The sequence below is a fragment of the Kitasatospora cathayae genome (assembly GCF_027627435.1).
GTDB lineage: Bacteria > Actinomycetota > Actinomycetes > Streptomycetales > Streptomycetaceae > Kitasatospora > Kitasatospora cathayae.
In genome coordinates, this window is record NZ_CP115450.1 from 8,102,117 (window position 1) to 8,121,808 (window position 19,692).

At 73.6% G+C, this 19,692-nt stretch carries 17 protein-coding genes; 8 read left to right on the forward strand and 9 right to left on the reverse strand.

Annotated elements, in window-relative coordinates; genetic code table 11:
• Nucleotides 1–10: 10 nt before the first annotated feature.
• The 6 genes from O1G21_RS36170 to O1G21_RS36195 all read right to left on the reverse strand — a co-directional run bounded on the left by O1G21_RS36170 (nt 11) and on the right by O1G21_RS36195 (nt 5,755).
• Nucleotides 11–820 carry a sugar phosphate isomerase/epimerase family protein gene (locus O1G21_RS36170; RefSeq protein WP_270149770.1) on the reverse strand — a complete coding sequence of 270 codons (810 nt, stop codon included), beginning with the start codon at nt 818–820 and terminating at the stop codon, nt 11–13.
• The gene (locus O1G21_RS36175) at nt 817–1,599 is read right to left on the reverse strand and encodes an SDR family NAD(P)-dependent oxidoreductase (protein WP_270149771.1); all 783 of its coding nucleotides are present in this window, start codon (nt 1,597–1,599) and stop codon (nt 817–819) included. The genes O1G21_RS36170 and O1G21_RS36175 overlap by 4 nt, the downstream gene beginning before the upstream one ends.
• Entirely contained in the window at nt 1,596–2,765 is a 1,170-nt protein-coding gene (locus O1G21_RS36180; protein WP_270149772.1) for an alcohol dehydrogenase catalytic domain-containing protein, read from the reverse strand. The genes O1G21_RS36175 and O1G21_RS36180 overlap by 4 nt, the downstream gene beginning before the upstream one ends.
• Complete coding sequence (locus O1G21_RS36185; RefSeq protein WP_270149773.1) at nt 2,762–3,805, reverse strand: ROK family protein; 1,044 nt, start codon at nt 3,803–3,805, stop codon at nt 2,762–2,764. Before O1G21_RS36185 ends, O1G21_RS36180 begins: the two co-directional genes overlap by 4 nt.
• The gene (locus O1G21_RS36190) at nt 3,802–5,025 is read right to left on the reverse strand and encodes a sedoheptulose 7-phosphate cyclase (protein ID WP_270149774.1); all 1,224 of its coding nucleotides are present in this window, start codon (nt 5,023–5,025) and stop codon (nt 3,802–3,804) included. The genes O1G21_RS36185 and O1G21_RS36190 overlap by 4 nt, the downstream gene beginning before the upstream one ends.
• A 271-nt stretch (nt 5,026–5,296) precedes the next feature.
• Nucleotides 5,297–5,755 carry a MarR family winged helix-turn-helix transcriptional regulator gene (locus O1G21_RS36195; RefSeq protein ID WP_270149775.1) on the reverse strand — a complete coding sequence of 153 codons (459 nt, stop codon included), beginning with the start codon at nt 5,753–5,755 and terminating at the stop codon, nt 5,297–5,299.
• A gap of 169 nt (nt 5,756–5,924) precedes the next feature.
• Here O1G21_RS36195 and O1G21_RS36200 point away from each other — a divergent pair, with 169 nt between their 5' ends.
• The 3 genes from O1G21_RS36200 (at nt 5,925) to O1G21_RS36210 (ending at nt 9,661) form a co-directional block, all read left to right on the forward strand.
• Entirely contained in the window at nt 5,925–7,163 is a 1,239-nt protein-coding gene (locus O1G21_RS36200; protein WP_270149776.1) for an MFS transporter, read from the forward strand.
• Nucleotides 7,164–7,439: 276 nt separating this feature from the next.
• Nucleotides 7,440–8,480: a transposase gene (locus O1G21_RS36205; RefSeq protein WP_270149777.1), complete on the forward strand. Its 1,041-nt coding sequence runs from the start codon at nt 7,440–7,442 to the stop codon at nt 8,478–8,480.
• Nucleotides 8,481–8,608: 128 nt separating this feature from the next.
• Nucleotides 8,609–9,661: an FAD-dependent monooxygenase gene (locus tag O1G21_RS36210; RefSeq protein WP_270149778.1), complete on the forward strand. Its 1,053-nt coding sequence runs from the start codon at nt 8,609–8,611 to the stop codon at nt 9,659–9,661.
• Between the two features lie 126 nt (nt 9,662–9,787).
• On the opposite strand, the gene O1G21_RS36215 is transcribed toward O1G21_RS36210, so the two are convergent.
• The 3 genes from O1G21_RS36215 to O1G21_RS36225 form a co-directional block, all read right to left on the reverse strand.
• The gene (locus O1G21_RS36215) at nt 9,788–10,960 is read right to left on the reverse strand and encodes a macrolide family glycosyltransferase (RefSeq protein WP_270149779.1); all 1,173 of its coding nucleotides are present in this window, start codon (nt 10,958–10,960) and stop codon (nt 9,788–9,790) included.
• A 160-nt stretch (nt 10,961–11,120) separates the two neighbouring features.
• Complete coding sequence (locus O1G21_RS36220; RefSeq protein ID WP_270149780.1) at nt 11,121–12,359, reverse strand: ferrous iron transport protein A; 1,239 nt, start codon at nt 12,357–12,359, stop codon at nt 11,121–11,123.
• Nucleotides 12,349–12,936 carry a SigE family RNA polymerase sigma factor gene (locus tag O1G21_RS36225; RefSeq protein WP_270149781.1) on the reverse strand — a complete coding sequence of 196 codons (588 nt, stop codon included), beginning with the start codon at nt 12,934–12,936 and terminating at the stop codon, nt 12,349–12,351. The genes O1G21_RS36220 and O1G21_RS36225 overlap by 11 nt, the downstream gene beginning before the upstream one ends.
• A gap of 241 nt (nt 12,937–13,177) precedes the next feature.
• Here O1G21_RS36225 and O1G21_RS36230 point away from each other — a divergent pair, with 241 nt between their 5' ends.
• From O1G21_RS36230 to O1G21_RS36250, 5 genes are all read left to right on the forward strand, one after another.
• Nucleotides 13,178–15,892 carry a glycosyl hydrolase gene (locus tag O1G21_RS36230; RefSeq protein ID WP_405000760.1) on the forward strand — a complete coding sequence of 905 codons (2,715 nt, stop codon included), beginning with the start codon at nt 13,178–13,180 and terminating at the stop codon, nt 15,890–15,892.
• A 129-nt stretch (nt 15,893–16,021) separates the two neighbouring features.
• A complete protein-coding gene (locus tag O1G21_RS36235; protein ID WP_270149782.1) occupies nt 16,022–16,384 on the forward strand; it encodes a hypothetical protein in 363 nt (120 codons plus the stop codon).
• Nucleotides 16,385–16,554: 170 nt separating this feature from the next.
• The gene (locus O1G21_RS36240; RefSeq protein ID WP_270149783.1) at nt 16,555–17,439 is read left to right on the forward strand and encodes a hypothetical protein; all 885 of its coding nucleotides are present in this window, start codon (nt 16,555–16,557) and stop codon (nt 17,437–17,439) included.
• 68 nt (nt 17,440–17,507) lie between these two features.
• Complete coding sequence (locus O1G21_RS36245; RefSeq protein WP_270151453.1) at nt 17,508–18,512, forward strand: AraC-like ligand-binding domain-containing protein; 1,005 nt, start codon at nt 17,508–17,510, stop codon at nt 18,510–18,512.
• Nucleotides 18,513–18,633: 121 nt separating this feature from the next.
• A complete protein-coding gene (locus tag O1G21_RS36250; protein WP_333493533.1) occupies nt 18,634–19,689 on the forward strand; it encodes an alpha/beta hydrolase in 1,056 nt (351 codons plus the stop codon).
• Nucleotides 19,690–19,692: the final 3 nt, after the last annotated feature.

A 19,692-nucleotide genomic window follows, 5' to 3' on the forward strand; every position in this document is an offset into this window, starting at 1 on the left:
TTTCGGCTCCTCAGCGGGTGCGGGGCAGGTGGGTTCGGGCGCGTGCGATGTCGAGGGCGAGGCGGGCGAGGTCGCCGTCGCGGTAGTCGTTCTCCAGGACCAGCGCCTCGGGCGTGAACCCGTGGGCGGTGAGGGCGGCGAGGGCCTCCCGGACCGGGCCGTCCCCGTCGCCGAGGAGGTCCCGGGCGACGACGCCGTCGGTGCCGTCCTTGAGGTGGATCTGGGGGGCGATCCAGGGGTGGGTCGCCTCGATCAGGGCGACCGCGTCGACGCCGGCCACCCGTGGGTTGTAGGTGTCCAGCAGCAGCCGGAACGGGGCTGCCGCCACCTGCTCGACCAGGAGGCGGGCGCACCGCGGGTCCAGGTCGTTCTCGTTGGCCAGCAGCAGTCCGCGGGCCTGCGCCTCGGCCGCCGCCCAGGCCAGCACGGCGGCGGTCCGCTCGAGGGCCGGCCGGTCGGTGATGGCGCTGCGGCGGAAGCTGGGGACGAAGGCCAGTGGGGCGCCGAGGGCGTGGGCGGTGTCGAGCACCCGGATCAGGACGCGGCGGGCGCGCAGCGCGTCCTGGCTGCCCGGCGGCGCGTGCAGGCCGATGTCGTTGAGGGTGTTGCCCGCGACGGCGAGCGGTCGCAGCCGGTGCCGGGCGCAGTCGTCCCGGATCCGGTCGACGGTGCCCGCCGCGTCGAGCCAGGGCCCCCGGCCGGGGCCGCCGAGGTCGAGCTGGAGGCCGCCGACGCCCGCCCGGTGGGTCAGTTCGACGGCGTCGAAGTGGTCCCCGGGCAGCCGCCAGCCGGCCAGTCCGATGAGGGGGCCGGACGTCACGAGGCCGTTCCGGAGGGGATCCGGCGGCTCTGGGACACCGGCAGCCGCTCGCTCACCGGGTACCAGGCGCCCGCGCCGTCGACCACCAGGTGGGCGCCGTGCAGTCCGGCTCCGGCGGTCGCCGCGAGTTCCCGGGCCAGCGGGGCGAAGCTCGCCGGGCGCATGTAGGTGCCGTAGTCGAAGTCCGCCGGGCGCCTGCGCCGGATCCCGGGGGTGTCGACCATGCCGGCCGGCAGGGCCTGGACGATGCGCAGGGCCTCGGTGCCGGGCAGCTCGGGGGTCTCCTCCTGGGCGACGGAGTCCAGCAGGGCGGCGGCGCCGGCCTTGGTGGCGGCGTAGCCGGAGCGTCCGGGCCCGGCGTTGTAGACCACCTCGGAGGAGACGCCGAGGAAGACACCGGGGGCGTCGGGGCGGCGCAGGGCCGGGACGGTCCAGGAGAGGGTCAGCCAGAGGCCGTGGAGGTTGACGTCGAGCTGGCGGCGCCACTCCGCCTCGGTGCACTCCCGGAAGAGGGTGCGCCGGTCGCCGTAGTGGACCGCCGAGTAGCAGACCGCGTGCAGCGGTTCGGCGGCGGCGAGCGAGAGGTTCTCGGCGACCCGGTCGGTGTCCGTGAGGTCGGTGGCCGCCCAGCGCAGCCGTTCGGCGCCGGGCCCGGTCGGCTGGGAGCGGCTGAGCACCGTGACGTCGAGCCCCTCTTCGGTCCACGCGTCCGCGATGCCGCGGCCGATGCCGGTGGACCCGCCGACCACCAGGGCGCGGCGGCGGCTTGACTCGGTCATGGAGACTCCAGGGGTTCGGGCGGCGCGGGGGCGAAGCGCACCGCGAGTTTGACGAGTCGGCTCCCGGCGACGGTCCGGCCGGGGCCGGTCGACAGGTCGGTCATGATCCGGGCGGCTTCCGACGGCCCGACCACGTGGGTGACCAGGTCGCGGTAGGTGTCCGGGTACCGGCACAACTCGGCCGCCGCCTCGGCGAGGTGGTGGTTGCCCACGCCGCGGTGGCCGGTCAGCCGGACGCGTCGGCCGTCGGTGGTGTCCGCCGTGGTGAAGGCGTACGGGACGGGCTGCCCGGCGCAGTTGGCGGCCCGGACGGCGGATAGGTCGACGCCGGGCAGCAGCGGGTCGGCGGCGCCCGGCGGCAGGCCGCCGAACAGGTCGACGGTCAGCTCGCCGCCGCCGAGCCGCAGGGCGGCGGCGAGCGCGTCCGGGGTGCCGTCACGCGGGGTCGCGAGCAGGGCCGCGACCGGTTCCGGGCCGAGTGGCGGAACGCTTCCGAGCGTCGACTCGACGCCGGAGACGGCTCGTCGGGCGCTCCAGGCCAGTCCGGCGGGGGTGTGGTGGACGAGCAGGACGCGCACGCCGTCGCCGAGCCGGTGCCGGGCGGCCCGGACGGCGAGCTGCCCGATCGTCCCCTCGCCGTACACCACCAGGGTGCGGGGGCGGGAGGTGGCCAGCAGGGCGAGCGCGTACCGGACGGCGGCCAGCGGCTCGATCAGGGCGCCGAGCACGGCGTCGGGTTCCCGCTCCAGCGGGACGACCAGGCCGTCCCGGACGGCCGTGGCGGGGACGAGGGTGCGTTCCTGCAGCAGGCCGTCGACGTTGTGGCCGAGCAGGAAGGACGGGTCCGACGCGTGGGTCGGGTTGACCACCACCGGGGTGCCCGGGCGGCGCAGGGCGTCGGGGACGCCCGGCCCGGCGGCGACCACCCGGGCGATGCCCTCGTGGCCGATCACCGGCGCCGGGTCGTCGCGCAGCCCGCGCAGCATCTGGATGTCCGTGCCGCACAGGCCGGCGACCTGGGTGGCCACCAGCAGTTCGCCGGGAGCGGGCTGCGGGGTGGGGCGCAGGCGCAGCCGTACGCCGCCGGGTTCCCGGACCAGGGCTCGGTGGGTGGGGATGCCTGCTGCGGTGGTCGGGTCGGCCGTGCTCGTGCGGGCCGTGCTCATGCCGGCCCCCCGGCGCTGGCCGCGATTCCGGCGCCGGCCAGGCTGTCGGCCTCCCCGGGGCCGGTGACGGTGATCCGCTGCTCCAGCCAGTCGGGGCTGCGCTCGCTGGTCAGGTAGAGGCCCTGCCGGGTGAGGTGTCCCATCAGGGCGCGCCGGTAGTGGTGGCCGAGGCCGTGGACGACGCCGCCGGTCAGCACCACCTCGTCCAGTTCGGGGTCGAGGCAGAGCGCGGTGCGCAGGACGGCCGCGACGGGGGCGGTGACCGCGTCGAGCAGCTCACCGGCGAGGTCGTCCGAGGCGTCCAGGGCGCGGCGCAGCGCGGACTCGAAGCCGGTGCCGTCGGCCGTCGGCCGGCCGAGCCCGGAGACCGCCCAGCGGGCCGGTTCCCGCCCGGCGAGGGCGTCCGCCATCCGGGCGATGCCCGGGCCGGAGGCGTAGGCGGCCAGGTGGCCGGGCTTGCCGCAGTCGCAGTCCAGCTCGATCGGCCGTCCGGCGAGCTCGGCGTGGACCGGCAGGTGGCCGATCTCGCCCTGGAGTCCGCAGCCGTCGACCGGGATCCGGCGTTGCCGCTGGTCGATGACCCGGCAGGCGATGCCCGAGCTGATGGTGGCCAGCAGGACCTTGCGGTGGCGGCTGCGGTCGGTGGCCGCGGCGGCGTGCAGCAGTGCGGCGGTGACGTCGTTGACGATGTGCCACCGGACGTCGCCCCGCCGGGCGGTGAGCGCCGCCCGCAGGTCGTAGGGCTCGCTGTGCTCGCCCCACAGCGGGGCGGAGGCGTAGACGAGGCCGGTGCGGTGGTCGAGGGCGGCGCCGAAGGAGATGCCGACGACGGGCTCCGGGGTCCGCGGTACGGCCTCGCACAGCTCCCGGACCATCATGTCCTGGAGCTCGGCGACGGTGGCGGCGGGGAAGCGCTTGAAACTGGGGGAGGGGCGCGAGCTGCGGTCCCGTAACTGCCCCTGGCGCAGCCAGGTCGCCCGGCGGACGTGGGTTCCGCCGACGTCGAAGACGGTGATGGCCGTGACCGAACCGCCACTCATGCCGTCGCGCCCACGAGTTCGGCGCGCGCTCCCGCCGTCCAGGCGCCGATGAACTCCAGGGCCCGGCCGAGCTCATCCGGGGTGAGGTCGTCGGCGAAGACGACGGAGCCGATGCCCCGGGTGAGCGGGACGCGCTGCAGGCCGTCGCGGTGCTTGACCGCGTCGGAGAGCGCCTCCTCCAGCAGCTCCTGGGTGAAGATCGGGTGGGCGATGGGGAGTTGGAATCCCTGGAGCAGCCTGAGGGCCCGGTCGGTGTCCGGCTCGGCGAGGTGTCCGCGCAGGTGGGCGAGGGCGAGGCAGATGGCCATGTCGACGGCGACGGCCTCGCCGTGCAGCAGCGGCGGGTCGGCGCGCAGTTCCAGGGAGGGGCTGAAGGTGTGGCCGTAGTCGACGGAACGTTCCAGCACCTGCTCCCAGAGGTTGGGCTCCAGCTCGTCGAGCATGCCGGAGATCGCCCGGGAGAGCACCTCGCTGACCGCGGAGCCGCAGCCGCCCAGGGTGTCGGGAGTGATGGCGCCGACGGTCGCCTCCAGCAGGTCGAACAGGACGGCGTCCTTGACCAGTGCCATCTTGATGATCTCGGCGATGCCGTTGGCGACGTGCCGGGGGTCGATGGTGCGCAGGAAGTGCGGGTCGATCAGGGCGGTTTCGGGTGCGAAGTAGGCGCCCAGGCGGTTCTTGTGGTGGCCGTGGTTGACCCCGGTCTTCACGCCGATCCCGGCGTCGATCTGGCCGACCAGCGTGGTGGGGACGCGGACGTAGGGCACGCCGCGGCGGTACATGCTCGCCGCGAAGCCGACGATGTCCAGGACCACGCCGCCGCCGACGGCGACGACCTTCTCGGCGCGGCGCAGGATGCCCATCCGGGACATCGCCTCGGTGACGTGGACGGCCTGCTCCAGGGACTTGGCGTCCTCGTCGCCCTGGACGACGAGCCAGGTCGCGTCGATCCGCCACTGGTCGAAGTACTGGGTGAAGCGGTCGCGGTAGAGCGTGTCGACGACGGAGTCGATCGCCAGCAGGCAGCGGACGGGGCGGCCGTGGCCGCCGCCGCAGGCGCGGGCGAGGGTGGGGTTGTCGAGGTCCAGCAGCCCGCGCACCATGCTGACGCTGTAGGCGACGGGTTGTTCGGCCCGGACGTTCCAGTGCAGCCCGGGCGGCTTGGGGAGATCGGCGACCGGGTTGAGGCCGGTCGGGCGGGGGAGTGTGGTTCCAGACATGACGAAACCTCCGTGAGCGGAACTCGAGCGGGGGAGTGGGGCGGTGGGAGCGAGTCGACCGGTCCGCCTGTCGGCATCGAACGCTAGTGCGTCATCTGCATGCATCGCAATGTGACAGCAGTCACAATAGATGTATTCAAATGCATATTTCTTCCCCGTTGCCTGACTCGGTCCGACATTGCGGCGGTGTGCCGGTGGTGTGAACCGATACAAAGCGGCCCCGGTTGCGGGCAGGAGCCTGCGGCCGGGGCCGTCGGGGGAAGCGGGGTGCTCAGTCCATCGGCACCGCGGGCGCGTACCGCAGCCGGGCGACCAGCGAGGCGGTGGAGTCGGTCAGGGCGGCGGTGTCCAGGGCCTCCGCCAGGGCCTTGCGCAGGGTCTGCTCCGCCATCCCCGCCAGCTGCCGGCCGGCCTCGGTGACCCGCACGTCCACCCCGCGCTTGTCGTCGACGGCGCTGCGCCGCACCACCCACTCGGCGTCCTCGAGGCGGGCGACCATCCGGCTGACCGCGGGCTGATTGGCGCCGAGTGTCTTGACCAGGTCCGACATCCGCAGCGTGCCGTCCCGTCGCTCGGTCAGCGAGAGCAGGAGCAGCAGCTCGTTCATGGAGACCCCGTGGCTGCGGGTCAGCCGCCGGCCCGCGGTCGCGTTGACCTGCTCCATCAGTCGGGTGAGTTGTCGCCAGATGGCGATCTCGTCCCGCCCGCTCCCCGGTCCCCATGTCTCCATTGACGCGGCCCCTTACTGAGTTCTTCGAAACGTTCCCTTGCCCGTCCGCCACCGTTGCCCAGCGTAACTCCTTGCGGCAGTTGACCACTCCGGCGCGTTCGTCCATTATCTACATGCAATCGCATACATCTTCCTCGAAACTGGCTCCCTACGAAAGGCTTGGGTCGCCATGCCACTGCCCCTTCTGGCCCTGATGCTCGGGGTGTTCTGCGTGGGCACCGCCGAGGTCGTCATCGCGGGGATCCTGCCCGAGATGTCGGCCGACCTGGCCGTGTCCATCCCGACCGCCGGCCTGCTGGTCACCGGCTACGCGCTGGGGGTGACCATCGGAGGCCCGATCATCACCCTGCTGACCACCAAATGGTTCCGCAAGGGGCTGCTGCTCACCCTGATGGGCGTCTTCATCGTGGGCAACGTCATCGCCGTGCTCGCCCCCAACTACCCGACCCTGATGGCCGCGCGCGTCTTCACCTCGCTCAGCCACGGCACCTTCGCGGCCGTCGCCTGGCACGTCGCCGCGCTGATGTCCCCGCCGGACAAGCAGGCCACCGCCATGGCCAAGATCGCGCTCGGCTTCAACTTCGCCAACGTGCTCGGCTCCCCGATCGGCACCTTCATCGGACAGCACTTCGGCTGGCGCGCCACCTTCGGCTACGTCACGGCCTTCGCCGTGCTGTGCCTGCTCCTCATCGTCAAGTTCGTGCCCGGCGCGCTGTCCACCGAGAGCGACGAGGGCGGGGAGGGCGGCCTCTCGCTGCGCGAACAGATGAAGGTGTTCCGCAAGGGAAGCCTGCAACTCTCCATGCTGATCACCGTGCTGGCCCAGGGCGCCGTCTTCACCACCTCCACCTACCTGGCGCCGCTGCTGCGTGACATCGGCCACTTCGCGCCCGCGATGGTCGGCATCCTGCTCATCGTCTTCGGCATCGGCTCGGTCCTCGGCAACATCCTGGGCGGCAAGGCCGCCGATGCCAACGTGATGCGCGGGGTGCTGCGCGCCCAGAGCGCCCTGCTGATCGCGCTGCTGGTGTTCTGGTTCGCCGCGCCCCACCAGGTCCCCGCCGCGATCGCGCTGTTCCTGTTCGGTGCCGCGGGCTTCTCCATCATCCCGGCGCTGCAGGCGCGGATCCTCTCGGTGGCCGCCGCCGCGCCGGCCCTCGCGCTCTCGGCCAACGTGTCCGCCTTCAACCTGGGCAACGGGCTCGGCGCCTGGCTCGGCGGGGCGACCATCGACCTCGGCTACGACGTCCGGGCCGTCACCCTGACCGCCGCCATCGCCACCGCGATCGCCCTGGTCCTCACGGTGGCGATGTGGGCCCGCGGCCGCCGCGAGCTGCCGGAGCCGGCCGCCGCCGCGGCGCTCGACGACGCGAACACCGCCGACGCCGCGCTCGCCCGGAAGTCGTAACCCGGACCCCGCCTTCGGTCCCGGTGGATCCGCGCCGCCCCCGGCCTGCCGGTGGGCGGCGCGGGCGTAGCGGGCCCGACGACCCGTCAAGCTCACGGTGTGCCACGGCGCTCGGGCACCGAGTCGATGGTTTTCGGCCATGCCGGACAAAGTGGAAATAGGCTCGGCGATGTGACCGTTCGCATTGGTATGGACACGACCTTCATTCGGCTCGCAGAGCCCGGCACCCGGCGCCGGACCGCCCCCCGGCCGCCCTCCGACGGACTCCGCGACCGCGTGCCGATCGGTCCCCGCGGCGGCACCGTGCTGGACGAGCTGTCCGAGGTGCTCTTCGCCCCGCTGCCGCGCAGCGACCAACGGGCCAAGGGTGCCCTGTACCTCCGCGGGCTGATCGCGGCGCAGGGCCGAAAGTCGATCCGGAACATCGCCGCGCAGGTCGGCGGCCCCGAACTGGCGCAGAGCCTGCACCACTTCATCGCCTCCTCCACCTGGGACTGGGAGCCGGTCAGCCGGGCGCTGCAGCGCCATGCCGACAACGAACTGCGGTTCACCGCCTGGGTGGTGCGGGCGGCGCCGGTCCCCAGGAAGGGCCGGTGCGCGATCGGACTGTGGGGGGTGGCCAGCGAGATCACCGTGCCCGTCAGGTGGCACCTGCTGCCGATCGGGGAGGAGCCGGCCGGGTGCGTCGCGACGGCCGCCCGGGTGTGCGACCCGAGCACGATCGGGCCCCGGCCGGTGGTGCTGGACCTCCCGGGGCTCGACCTGCGGCCCGTCTTCGACTGCTACGCCCGGGTGGGCGCGCCGGTGCTGTCCGCCGTGCCCGCCTGTCTGCCGGTGCTGCACCAGGGGACGGGCCGGGGCGGCCGCTCGCTGCCGGCCTCCCGGGTGCTCCAGCTCCACCGGATGCTCCGCCGACCGGTGGAGTGGACTGACCCGGCGACGGGCGCCGTGCGCAGGAGCCTGGTCGGGGGCGTCCAGGTGGAGTGGGCCGGGTATCCGCTGCTGCTGTTGGGGGAGTGGGACGGCCGGCGGGAGCAGCCGGTGCAGTGCTGGCTGACCAATCTGACGGCCACTCCCCTCGCGGTCCTGCTGCGGCTGGCCAAGTTCCCGCAGCGGGTCGAGCGGGACTTCGCCGGTTCCGCCTCGCACGTCGGGGCGCTCGACGACTACGAGGGGCGCGGCTCCGACGGCTGGCACCGGCACATGACCCTGGCGGCGGCCGCGCACGTGGCCCAGGTGGTCGCCGCGGCCCGGGCCAGGGTCCGTCCGTGGACCCACTGCATGGTGTCGATGGAGCGGATGGGCCGTTCCTTCTGAAAGCCGCGAAACGGACATGGCCCCGGCTAAACATCCGATCTCGTTCTGTGTCACCTTCGCGGGAGGTTCTGACACAGGCAACATGACCGCATCGCCCGTTCCGTCCCCCGGCGGCCATCATCGGAAGCATGCGAATTCTGGTTGCCGGCGGTGGTGTCAGTGGTCTGGCCACAGCGGTCGCGCTGGGGGCGAGAGGCCATCACGTCCTCGTCCTGGAGCAACGACCGGTGCTCACCGAGGGCGGCGCGGGGATCAGACTGGCGCCGCAGGACTTCCGGCTGCTGGACCGGCTCGGCGTCGGCGACGCCGTCCGCGAACGGTCGCTGACCATCGACGAGTTCCGCACCATGGACGGCACGACGGGGGAACCGGTCGGCACCACCGCGCTGCCCGCCGGGCAGGGCGGCGGCCGCTCCGCGCACGCGACGGCCCACCGGCTGGACGTGTACGAGCCGCTGCTCGAGGCCTGCTGGGAGCTGGACGCCGTCCAGCTCTGCCCGAACAGCCGGGTGGTCGGCCACACCGAGCACGGCGAATCCGTGGCGGCCGCACTCGCCGACGGCCGCAGCGTCACCGGCGACGCGCTGATCCTCACCGGCGGCGCCCGCTCGGTCGTCCGCCACGACCCCCGGTGGGCCGGCGACGCCCCGCGGGAGCGGCACGCGGTCTACCACACCGTCATCCCGATGGAGCTGGTGGCGGACCGCTGGCAGGACGGCGCGGCGACCTGCTGGGTCGGGGCCGCATGGCACGTGGCGCACTACCCGCTGCCGGACTCCCGGTACCTGAGCCTCTCGGCCACCCGCCGCGACCACACCGGCGTGGACCTCGACGGCGCCCGGGTCGACCTGGAGCACGTCCTCGCGGCCTTCCCGGAGATCGGGTACGCCGCCCGCAACGTGCTGACCATGGGCCGCGACTGGCGGGTCCGGACGGTCCCCGCCCGGACGGCCGACGCGCGCCGGGCACGCGGCAGGGTCGCGCTGCTCGGCGAGGGCGCCGAACCGGCCCATCCCCTGGAGGCCTCGGGCCTGCGGAACGCACTGGAGGGCGCCGTCGCGCTGGGCGCGAGCGGGGACGCCGCCGAGGGCGACGCACCGAGGTGGCTCGCCGACTACGACACCCACCGCGCCGACCCCGCGCCGAACGTCCCCGAGCGCTGCGGGGCCGGGCGCCGGTAGGGATTCGCGTCGAGTGGAGCCCGCTCCGCCACCGCCCATGATGGTGGGCGGTGGCGGACGCATGACCGGGGCAGCGGGCCGCAGGCCGTCATCCCCCCGGCCAGGCCGTCGGCCCCCGCCAGGCCGTCAGACCAGCGCGGCCTCGACCAGCTCGGCGGCCCTGGTCACGCTGCCGCCCGCCCGGACCTCCGCGCTGAGTTCCGCCAACCGGGCCGCCACCTTCGGGTCGTCGACCAGTTCCAGTACGGCGGAGCGCAGCGCGGCCGGGGTGACCTCGTCGGTGTCCAGGCGGCGGGCGACACCGAGTTCGACCAGCCGGTCCGCGTTCTCGAACTGGTCGGCGGCCTGCGGCACCGCGACCATCGGCAGTCCGCAGTACAGGCCCTCGCTGCAGCCGCCCATTCCGGCGTGGGTGACGAAGGCGTCGGCCTGCTGGAGCACCGCGAACTGCGGCACCCACGGGTGCACTTCGACGTTGGCCGGAATCGGGCCCAGTTCGGCGGGGTCGGTCGCCTTGCCGACCTGGAGCACGACGTGCCAGCCGGGCAGATCGCCGAAGGCCTCCAAGCACGCGCGGTAGAAGGCGGGTCGGTGGGTGAAGGCGGAGCCGAGCGAGACCAGCAGCACCTTCCGCGCGTCCTGCGGCCGGGTCCAGCTGCCCTGGTGCTCCCGGTTGTCGAGGCAGGGCCCGGCGAAGGAGAAGACCTCGGGGTCGACCTCGTCGATCCGGGGCTGGAGCGCCCTCGGGATGAGCGAGATCCCGCGGTCCGGCCTGAGCATGTACGTGAACATGTCGCGGGGCGGCACCCCGTTGTCGGCCAGCCACTGCGCGAACCGCTCCGGAACGCCCGCCGCCTCCAGCGCCTGCAGGACCGTCCGGAACGGCTCCGCCCGGGAGTCCACCGGCTGGGCGACCCTGGACGGCGAGATCAGCACGGACGGCACGCCCCAACTCTCGGCCAGGACCCGTCCCGCGTACGCCATGAAGTCGTACAGGACGAGGTCGGGCCGGTCGTCCTCGAACGCCTCCCGCATCCGCGGCAGCATCGCCTGCGCCTCGTCGAAGATCATGCCGTGCACATTGATCCCGGGGTCGACGGCTCCCTTGAGGATCGCCAGACCCGTCTCGTGGGGCACGAGCCGGGCGCCGGTGGCCTCGATCTGCTCGGCGAACGACGGGTCGTTCACGTAACTGACCCGGTGGCCACGGGCGACCAGCTCCCGGATCACGTCCAGGCTGGGGTTCACATGGCCGTGCGCCGGGATGTTCACCATGACGATGTGTTTTGGGCCTGGCATGTCGGTACCTCTCCTCGTACGTCCTGACGGAGTTCAGAACTGACGTTACGTCAACTTATCTCGGGGGGAGGTGCCAGGGTGCCCGGGGCGGACGAAGGCGGCGGCCCGGTGGTCGGGGTGCCAACTCCCCGGCCGGGCCGCCGCTTCGATGGAGGGCGGGTCAGGAGTGCCAGGCCGGGGCGGTCACGATCGCCTTCAGCCGGTCCAGGTCGAGCGCCGGATCACCGGGATTGAAGGTGTACCCGTTCTCGCCGTTCCACTCCGAGAGCCGCACCTGGCTGCCGTCCGGGTAGTGCACGGCGGCCGTCCAGTGCAGGACCGGGTTCGTCGCGGTCTTCCCGTTGCCGAAGCGGTTGGTGACGACGAGCGTTCCGTCCGGCCGCTTCTCCCGCACCTCCAGCGGGGTCTCGGGGTTCAGGCCCATGGACGCGAGCTCCTTCCGGCCGAGCGGGGACGCCGGGTCCACACCGATCTGCAGCATGCTGGTGCGGCCCTCGAAGGTGACGGTGAGCGCGGCGTGCCCGGGGGCCTGGCCCTCGACCTTGGCCCCGGGGGGCAGCAACGGGACGAGCTTGGCCAGTAGTTCCGGGTTCGAGGGGGTGCTGGCGGACGGCGTCGGGGAGTCGCCCGACTGCGGCGCCCCTTCGACCGGGGCGAGCGTGGCGAAGACCGGGTCCCAGGCGGGAGAGGTCACCAGGGCGGTCAGCTGGGCGTCGTCCAGCGGCGGGCTCGGCCGGTTCGCCCTGGCCGGCTGCCCGTTGAACTCGGTGAACGCGATCCGGCGCCCGCCCGGAGTGGCCAAGGTGACCCGCCATTCGCGGCCGCCCTGGATGTGCTCGCTGCGCAGCTTGTCGATCACCAGCACGGAACCGTCCGGCCGGACCGTCCGGTCGCAGGAGTCCTGCGGCGTCTGGAACCCGTCCATGCAGACCGCGCTCGCCTCGGGCGGCAGATTGGTCCGCTCCACGGTGAACCGGACGACGCTCGCCCCCGCGCCGTCGTCGAACAGCAGGGTGGCGTCGGTCTGGTGCCAGCTGATCTTGCCGGGCTTAGTGGTGCTCTGCTCCTCCACCGTGCCCTTCGGCAGCAGGCCGGTGACCAGCGTGACCAGTTCCTGCGAGGACATCGTCGGCAGGCCGGGCGGCGGCAGGGTGGCCGGTCCACTGGCCCCGAACGGGTACCTCCCGACGGCTGCGAAGCCGCCGGCCCCGGCCAGCACCAGGACCGCCAGGGCGCTCGCGACGGCGGCGCGCCGGTGCCGGCGACGGCGACGGCCGCGCTGCTCGGCCTGGGCGGCCAGGGCGTGCTGGACCGGCTCCGGTGCCAGCTCGGCGGCCCCGCGCAGGGCCCGGGCGAACCCGTCGGCGAACTCGTCGGCGAACTCGTCGTCAGTGGGCATGGCGCAGCTCCGTCTGCTCGGAGGAGGGGTTGGGCTCGCTGGTCGTTCTCGTCCCCGTGGAGCCCTCCAGGGCCGTCTCGATGTCGTCGCCCAGCACCGTGCGCAGCCGGGCGAGGGCCCGGCGGCAGCGAGTGCGGACGGCGGTGCCGCTCAGGCGCAGGGCGGCGGCCGTCTCCTCGACGCTGCGGTCCTCCCAGAAGCGGAGCACCAGCACGGCGCGGTCCGGAGCCGGGAGTTCGGCGAGCGCGCGCAGCAGCGTCAGCCGCAGGGCCGGGTCCGGGTCGTGCACGCCGACCTCGGGGATCTCGTCGGTGACCCGCTCGGAGGCGCTGCGCTTGCGCCGGTACGAGAGGAAGGTGTTGACCAGCACGGTCTGTGCGTACCCGCTGGGGTTGTCGAGCCGGGATATCCTCCGCCACTTCAGGTAGACCCGGCCGAGCGCCTCCTGCACGAGGTCCTCGGCGAGGTGGGCGTCACCGCCGGTGAGCAGGAAGGCCGTGCGCAGCAGGTGCCGCGCCCGGGAGGCGACGAAGTCCGGGAACTCCGGCCAGGGTGGTTCGGCCGATTCTTGATCCATGTCCTGATAACGCGGTGGGGTCGTGGTCGTGTGACAGTCTGGTCGCCGTTGATCGTGTCAGGACGGCTGTGTTCGACGAGGGATGGGCGTCCCACTGTATGAACAGTATTAACTGACTTGGTTTTAACCATTCGTTATGTGCGATCACTTCCCGTTGCACCGTCCGACCCGCGAGGCTTCCGTCGGATTCCGCCGGGCCGCGCGACCGCACGACCCGCCGCAATGGGGAGGACTCACCATCTTGTCCAACAGGTACCGTCGACCGCTGCTGGCCGGCGCCGTCACGCTCACCGCGCTCGGCCTGACCACCACTCAGGCGCTCGCCACACCCGGCGCGTCGGACCAGCGCCCGCGCCAGGCGCAGCACCTGGCCGAGATCGGCCGACAGCACGCCGCCAAGGTCACGGGCGCGAGCGGCAGCAAGCAGACCTTCGCCGCCAAGGCCGACGCCGCGGGCGGGGACGACGGCGGCGCCGACGAGGCGGAGAACTCCGCCGAGGGCGTCGCCCAGTACACCGAGGCGCGCACCGCCCCCGGCGTCGTCGCGCCGGGCGCGTACGGCGCGGCCTGGGCGCAGCTGCAGTCGATGCCGCACACCGACGGCAGCTGGAAGCACGTCACCTCGAAGCCGTACAACTCGGACGACCCGCGCTACCGGGACGCCAACTCCAACTCCAGCGGTGGCTCCGGCTACGTCACCGGTCGGATCACCGGCATCGCGGCCGACGACGACGGCTACGTCTACGCGGGCGGCGCCAACGGCGGCGTGTTCCGCTCCCGCACCGGCGGCGGCCAGTGGCAGCCGATCGCCGACAAGCTGCCGACGCTCTCGACCGGCACGCTCGACCTCGACGAGGGCGGCCGGCTCTGGTACGCCACCGGTGAGTCCAACACCGGCGCCACCTCGTACGTCGGCACCGGCGTGTACGTGCTGTCCGACCCCAAGCACGGCGAGTTCCAGCCCGGCAACCGGGTCGGCGGCGCCGAGCTGGAGTCGACCATCATCCACGCGCTGCGCTTCGGCGGCGGCAAGGTGTGGGCGGCGACGAGTCGCGGTGTGTGGAGCCACTCGACGTCCGAGCTCTCCGGCCCGTGGACCCTCGAGTTCGCGCCCAACCCCGACTACCTGCCCGGCGGTTCGAAGGCCAAGGACCCGAGCGCGCCGTACAAGAACATCGCCAACGACATCGCGATCGACCCCAAGGACCCGTCCAAGGTCATCCTGGCGGTCGGCTGGCGCGGCGGCGACACCTACAACGGCTTCTACGGCAAGGCCGCTGACGGCAGTTGGCAGCGGGTGGCCTCGCTCGGCGACCTGCCGACCGACGCCGCCAACGTCGGCAACGTGACCTTCGCGCGCTCGGCGGACGGCTCGCGCTACTACGCGATCGACCAGTCGCCGGACGTCATGGCGCACAACCCGGACACCGGCCTCAAGGGCATCTACGTCTCCAAGTCCGGTTCCCCGTCCGGCCCGTGGACGCTGATCGCGGACAAGGACAAGATCAAGAACTCCGGTTCGGCCCTCCAGGGCGCCGGCTACCAGCCCGGCATCCAGTCCTGGTACAACCAGTTCCTCCAGGTCGACCCGGCCAACCCGGACCACCTGTACGCGGGCCTGGAGGAGGTGTTGGAGACCAAGGACGGCGGCGCCAACTGGTCCGTCCCCGGCCCGTACTGGAACTTCCCGTTCCCGTGCTGGAGCATCGACCCCACCAAGGTCACCGGCGACTGCTCGCCGACCACCCACTCCGACCAGCACGCCGTCGCCATCGGCTCCTACCACGGCAAGCCCAGCGTGTACGTCGGCAACGACGGCGGCATCTACCGCCGCCCGGTCAACGGCTCGGCGGACGCCTCCGGCCACGCCACCGACTGGAAGTCCCTGGCCGACGGCACCATCGACACCCTGCAGTACTACTCGGTCGGCATCGGCAAGGACCCGGCGGACAAGTCCGGCAAGGGCGTCATCGTCAGCGGCGGCCTCCAGGACAACGGCGAGTCCATCCTGCGCGCCCACGACAGGGTGATGGGCTCCAACTTCGGCGGCGACGGCGCCGACACCCTGGTCGACCCGAACAACGGCTGCGACATCGCCGAGGAGTACGTCTACCTCGACATGTGGGTCACCCAGAACTGCGCCGTCAACGACGGCTCCGGCAACACCGATCCGAGCAAGGCCACCTCCTACGAGGTCGCCCCGCCCGACAAGGCCACCAGCGCCGCCCGGTTCATCGCACCGATCACCAGTGACCCCAAGGACACCAACACCTGGATCGCCGGCGGCCGGCACGTCTGGGTGCAGCACAAGGGCTACGCGATCCGCAGCGGCAGCGAGTGGACCTCCGCCTACGACCTGGGCGCCGGCCACGTCGCCACGGCCGTGGCCACCGTCAACGGCACGGTGTACGCGGGCTGGTGCGGCCCGTGCAACAACCAGGGCTTCAGCCGCGGCATCGCGGTCGGCAACACCGACGGCACCGGCTGGCACCAGCTCAACCTGCCCGTCGACGGCACCCTGCCGAACCGCTACATCTCCTCCTTCGCGGTGGACCAGAACGACGCCCAGCACGTCTTCGTCGCGATCAACGGCTTCTCGCGGACCTGGACCGAGGGCCCCGGCGCGGGCAACGGCCACCTCTTCGAGACCCGTGACGGCGGCGCCACCTGGACCGACGTCTCGGCCAACCTGCCCGACATCCCGGCCACCTCGGTCAAGCTCCTGCCGAACGGCGGCCTCGCCCTCGGCACCGACCTCGCCGCGTTCTACCGCGCGCCCGGCGAGCGCGACTTCTCGGTGCTCGGCCGCAACCTGCCCACCACCGCGGTGCAGCAGCTGAAGACCGGCCCCGACGGCCGGCTCTACGCCGCCACCTTCGGCCGCGGCATCTGGTCGATCGACCCGTGCGACCTGTACGACAACGACGACAACCAGGGCGACGACAACCAGAACTGACCCGTCCAGGCCCTCCCGGTGCCCGGCCCGCTCACCCCGAGCGGGCCGGGCACCGGCGGTTCCGGAACCGGCACCACCTCGGGCACGTCCAACCCGGAACCGCCACGAGACCGGAGACACCCCACCGTGATGCGACGCCTCGCCCTCCCGGCAACCGCCCTGCTGCTCATCCTCACCGCCGCCGCCTGCTCCTCCGCCGCCGGCAGCGGCAGCCCCACGCCGACACCGACCACCCCGAGCACCACCCCAGCCCCGACGGGCACCACCGCCCCCGCGGTGCCGACGGCCACCCCGCCACCGGCCACCTCGACACGCCCCGCCGGCGCCCCGACCCACCAGCCGACCTCCACCCCGCCCCGGACCCCCACCCCGCCCCGGACCCCCACCCCGAGCACCCCGACCCCGGCCCCCACCCTGCCCCCGGACAACGGCGACGACCCGATCGACCTCCAGCACCGCCCCGGCGCCAACCCCACCCGCCCAGCAGGCTGAGCCGCCCCGCGCCGCGCCACCCGCGCGTCGGTCGGCGAACGGGTACAGCGACGACGTCGTTCGCCGGGAGGTCGCCCGCAGCGGGACCTCCGAGGGAAGGCTGAGGAGAGCCGCCGTACCATTGCCGCCCTGTGGGTTTGCCGAGGTGAGGCGAGGAGAGGGCGGGCAGGGTGGGCAGGGGCGAGTGGGCGGGCGGTCTGGGGCGGCTGGTGGGCGTGGCGGCTGAGCTGGGGGAGGCCGGGCGGCAGGCCGTACTACGGGGCGGGCGGTCCGCGGCGGGTGGGCGGTGGGCGCTGGCGGCGCTCGGCTCCGTCGCTGCGCCGGCGGTGCCGGCCACCGAGCCGTGGAAGCTGTCGCTGGGCACACTGATCGGCCGTCACCCCAGGACGCCGGCGGTCGCGCACAAGCTGCTCGGGCTGCTGGACGGTTACGGCGCGGTGCACCTGGGGCCGGCGAAGGTCGGTTTCGACGGTGAGGAGGTGGAGTGGGACAAGGTCGTCGAGCTACGCACCCGGAACGCCTTCGAGGTGCTGACCACCAGCGCGCTGGAGCAGGACGTGGACCGGATCCGCGAGTTCCTCCCGCCGGTGCCGGGCCGCAAGTGGGCCGTCACCAAGGCCGGTGAGGCGCTGGCCACGGTCGTCCTGGCGGCGCTCGAACGCGGCTCGGTCGACCAGCGGTTGGACGAGCTGACCGTACCGGCCCAGATCGTGTACCGCGGTCTGCTCGGCCGGCCGCGCACCCTGGACGCGGGCTGTTTCGCGGCCGCGACTCTGGTCATCGTCGGTCAGGCCGGAGCGAGCCTGATCGCCACCGCCCGGCAGCGCGGCATCCCGGTCCGGCCCGCTGACGCTGCGACGGAGGAGGAGCGGGCGGCGCACGTCGCGGTGCTGCGCGAGCGCACCGACGCCGTCGCCCGGCTGTTGAGCCGGATCGAGCAGAGCGAGCCGGAGCAAGTGGAGGCGTCCGCTGCCACGCCGCAGGTGTCGCTGGACAAGGCCCCGATCGACGAGCCCGCGGGTGGCCCCGGACCGGAGCCCCACCCGGCGGGCTGAGCCGCCGTTGGACGACGTTGGACGAATGGTGGGGGGAAGGACCCGAAGGGGCGCAAGTGGCTGCAGGGATGGCGATGGTGTTCCGAGGCGAGGAACTGCCCGCGAAGGAGCGGTTCGACTGCTGGCGGGAGTTGCTGGAGCGGACCCGGGCCTGTGACGCGACCAGTGCCCACGCCGACGACTTCCGGGCGGAGTTGCGGCGTACCGAGCTGGGGGAGGTGGTGCTCCTCGGGACGTCCTTCCCCGCGGTGCGGTTCCGCCGGACCGAGCGCATGGTGCGGCGCTCGGACGCGGGGGTCTACCACCTGTCGTTCCTGCAGCAGGGCACCATGACGCTGACCCGCGGCGCGGGCCGGACGGAGACGCTCAGGCCGGGCGACCTCCACCTGGTCGACAGCTCGACCCCGTACGACCTGCGGACCTTCGGCGGCCCCACCGCCGGTCGGGCGGAACCCCGGCTCTCCGGGGTGGGCATCGACTTCCCCGCCGCCCTGCTGCCGCTGCCGCCGCAGCGGCTGCGCGACCTGCTCGGCCGCGCGTTCCCCGCGCGGACGGGCTCGGCGGCGCTGCTGTCGGAGTTCCTGCTCGGGCTCGACCGCCAGGCCGCCGCCCTGGGGCCGGCCGAGGCGGCCCGGCTGGGGACGGTCGTGGTGGACCTGGTGGCCGCCTGGCTGGCCCGGGAGCTGGACGCCGAGACCGCGGTGCCGGACGACGCCCGGCAGCGGGCCCTGGTGACCGCCGTACGGGCCTTCATCCGGCGCAACCTGCACGATCCCGAGCTGTCACCGTCCACGATCGCCGCCGCCCACCACATCTCCGTCAGCCAGCTGCACCGGGTGTTCGCCCAGCACTCGCCGGGGGAGACGGTCGCCGCCTGGATCCGGAGCCAGCGCCTGGAGCGGGCGCGCCGTGACCTCGCCGACCCGGCGCAGCGCGCCACCCCGATCCACGCCGTCGCCGTCCGCTGGGGCATCCTCCGGGCCGACGACTTCAGCCGCGCCTTCCGGGCCGCGTACGGGCTCTCGCCCCGCGAGCACCGGCAGCGGGCGCTGGCCGGGGCAGCGGGGAAGTAGCCGGAGGTGATGAGGCATCAGGACAGGGGCCCCCGGTCCGGGCGCGGCGCCGGCCCGGTCGTAGCCTGAGCTCCGTAAGCCCGTACCTGACTTCCGGGGGGAAATGATGCGTTGGCGTTCCTTGGCGACCGCTGCCCTGCTCACCGCGGTCACCGCGACGGGGCTGGCCGCGCCCGCCGCGAGCGCGGCCGAACCGGGGGCGCTCGTCCCCGCGGCCGACCGCGAGATCCAGTTCACGGCGGACGGCACCACCGCCTACGGCACCCTGCACGTGCCGGCCCACCGGGCCGGGCACCGGCTGCCGGCCGCGCTGCTGCTGCCCGGCAGCGGCCCGACCGACCGCAACGGCGACGAGCCGCCCGCGCTCACCCCGGGGACCTTGGCGGCGGTCGCCGACACCCTCGCCGGCGACGGCGTGATGACACTGCGCTTCGACAAGTACTTCACCGGCCGCACCGGCCCCGGCGCCTTCCAGGGCGACCCCGGCCGGCTCGACCTGGCCGCCTTCACCCGCCAGGCCGCCGCGGCCTACACCACGCTGCGCGATCAGCCGGAGGCCGACCGGCACGCGATGCTGGTGGTCGGCCACAGCGAGGGCGGGCTGCAGGCCCTGCTCGTGGCCCGTACGGTACGGCCCGCGCCGGCCGGCCTCGCGCTGCTGGCCCCGCAGGACGAGCGGCTGCTGGACAGCCTGGCCGCCCAGCTCGACGGCCAGCTCGACCAGGCGGTCGCGGCCGGACAGGTCACCGAGGAGGCGGCCCGGGCGAACAAGACGGCCCTGGCCGCCGCCGTCGCGGACTTCCGGGCCGGCCGCCCCGTCGACACGAGTGCGCTGCTGCCGCCGCTCGCCCAGCTGCTGAACGCGCTCTTCGGGCCCGACAACGCCCGCTTCGTCCGCAGCGACGACGCGGTCTACCCGCCGGACGTCGCCCGGGAGGTCCGCCCCGGCACCCGAGTCACCGTCACCTGCGGCACCGCCGACGCCAGGGTGCCCTGCGCGACCGTGCCGCCACTGCTCGGCGCCCTGGCCCGGGCCCACACCAGCGGCCCCGGCCTGCGCACCCTGGACGGCGTGGACCACTTCCTGCACCCGGCCGGTACGCCGGTCAACGAACACGCCCTCGCGCCGGCCGCGGTGGCGGCACTGCACGAGTTCGCCCGCTCCTGGAAGCGGTAGGCG

Bases quoted from the DNA above. Each gene is read 5' to 3' on its own strand.
- O1G21_RS36215 (WP_270149779.1), bottom strand. From the start codon at position 10,960: ATGCCAGGCCCAAAACACATCGTCATGGTGAACATCCCGGCGCACGGC.
- O1G21_RS36180 (WP_270149772.1), bottom strand. From the start codon at position 2,765: ATGAGCACGGCCCGCACGAGCACGGCCGACCCGACCACCGCAGCAGGC.
- O1G21_RS36210 (WP_270149778.1), top strand. From the start codon at position 8,609: ATGCGAATTCTGGTTGCCGGCGGTGGTGTCAGTGGTCTGGCCACAGCG.
- O1G21_RS36200 (WP_270149776.1), top strand. From the start codon at position 5,925: ATGCCACTGCCCCTTCTGGCCCTGATGCTCGGGGTGTTCTGCGTGGGC.
- O1G21_RS36185 (WP_270149773.1), bottom strand. From the start codon at position 3,805: ATGAGTGGCGGTTCGGTCACGGCCATCACCGTCTTCGACGTCGGCGGA.
- O1G21_RS36235 (WP_270149782.1), top strand. From the start codon at position 16,022: ATGCGACGCCTCGCCCTCCCGGCAACCGCCCTGCTGCTCATCCTCACC.
- O1G21_RS36190 (WP_270149774.1), bottom strand. From the start codon at position 5,025: ATGTCTGGAACCACACTCCCCCGCCCGACCGGCCTCAACCCGGTCGCC.
- O1G21_RS36225 (WP_270149781.1), bottom strand. From the start codon at position 12,936: ATGGATCAAGAATCGGCCGAACCACCCTGGCCGGAGTTCCCGGACTTC.
- O1G21_RS36245 (WP_270151453.1), top strand. From the start codon at position 17,508: ATGGCGATGGTGTTCCGAGGCGAGGAACTGCCCGCGAAGGAGCGGTTC.
- O1G21_RS36220 (WP_270149780.1), bottom strand. From the start codon at position 12,359: ATGCCCACTGACGACGAGTTCGCCGACGAGTTCGCCGACGGGTTCGCC.
- O1G21_RS36195 (WP_270149775.1), bottom strand. From the start codon at position 5,755: ATGGAGACATGGGGACCGGGGAGCGGGCGGGACGAGATCGCCATCTGG.
- O1G21_RS36175 (WP_270149771.1), bottom strand. From the start codon at position 1,599: ATGACCGAGTCAAGCCGCCGCCGCGCCCTGGTGGTCGGCGGGTCCACC.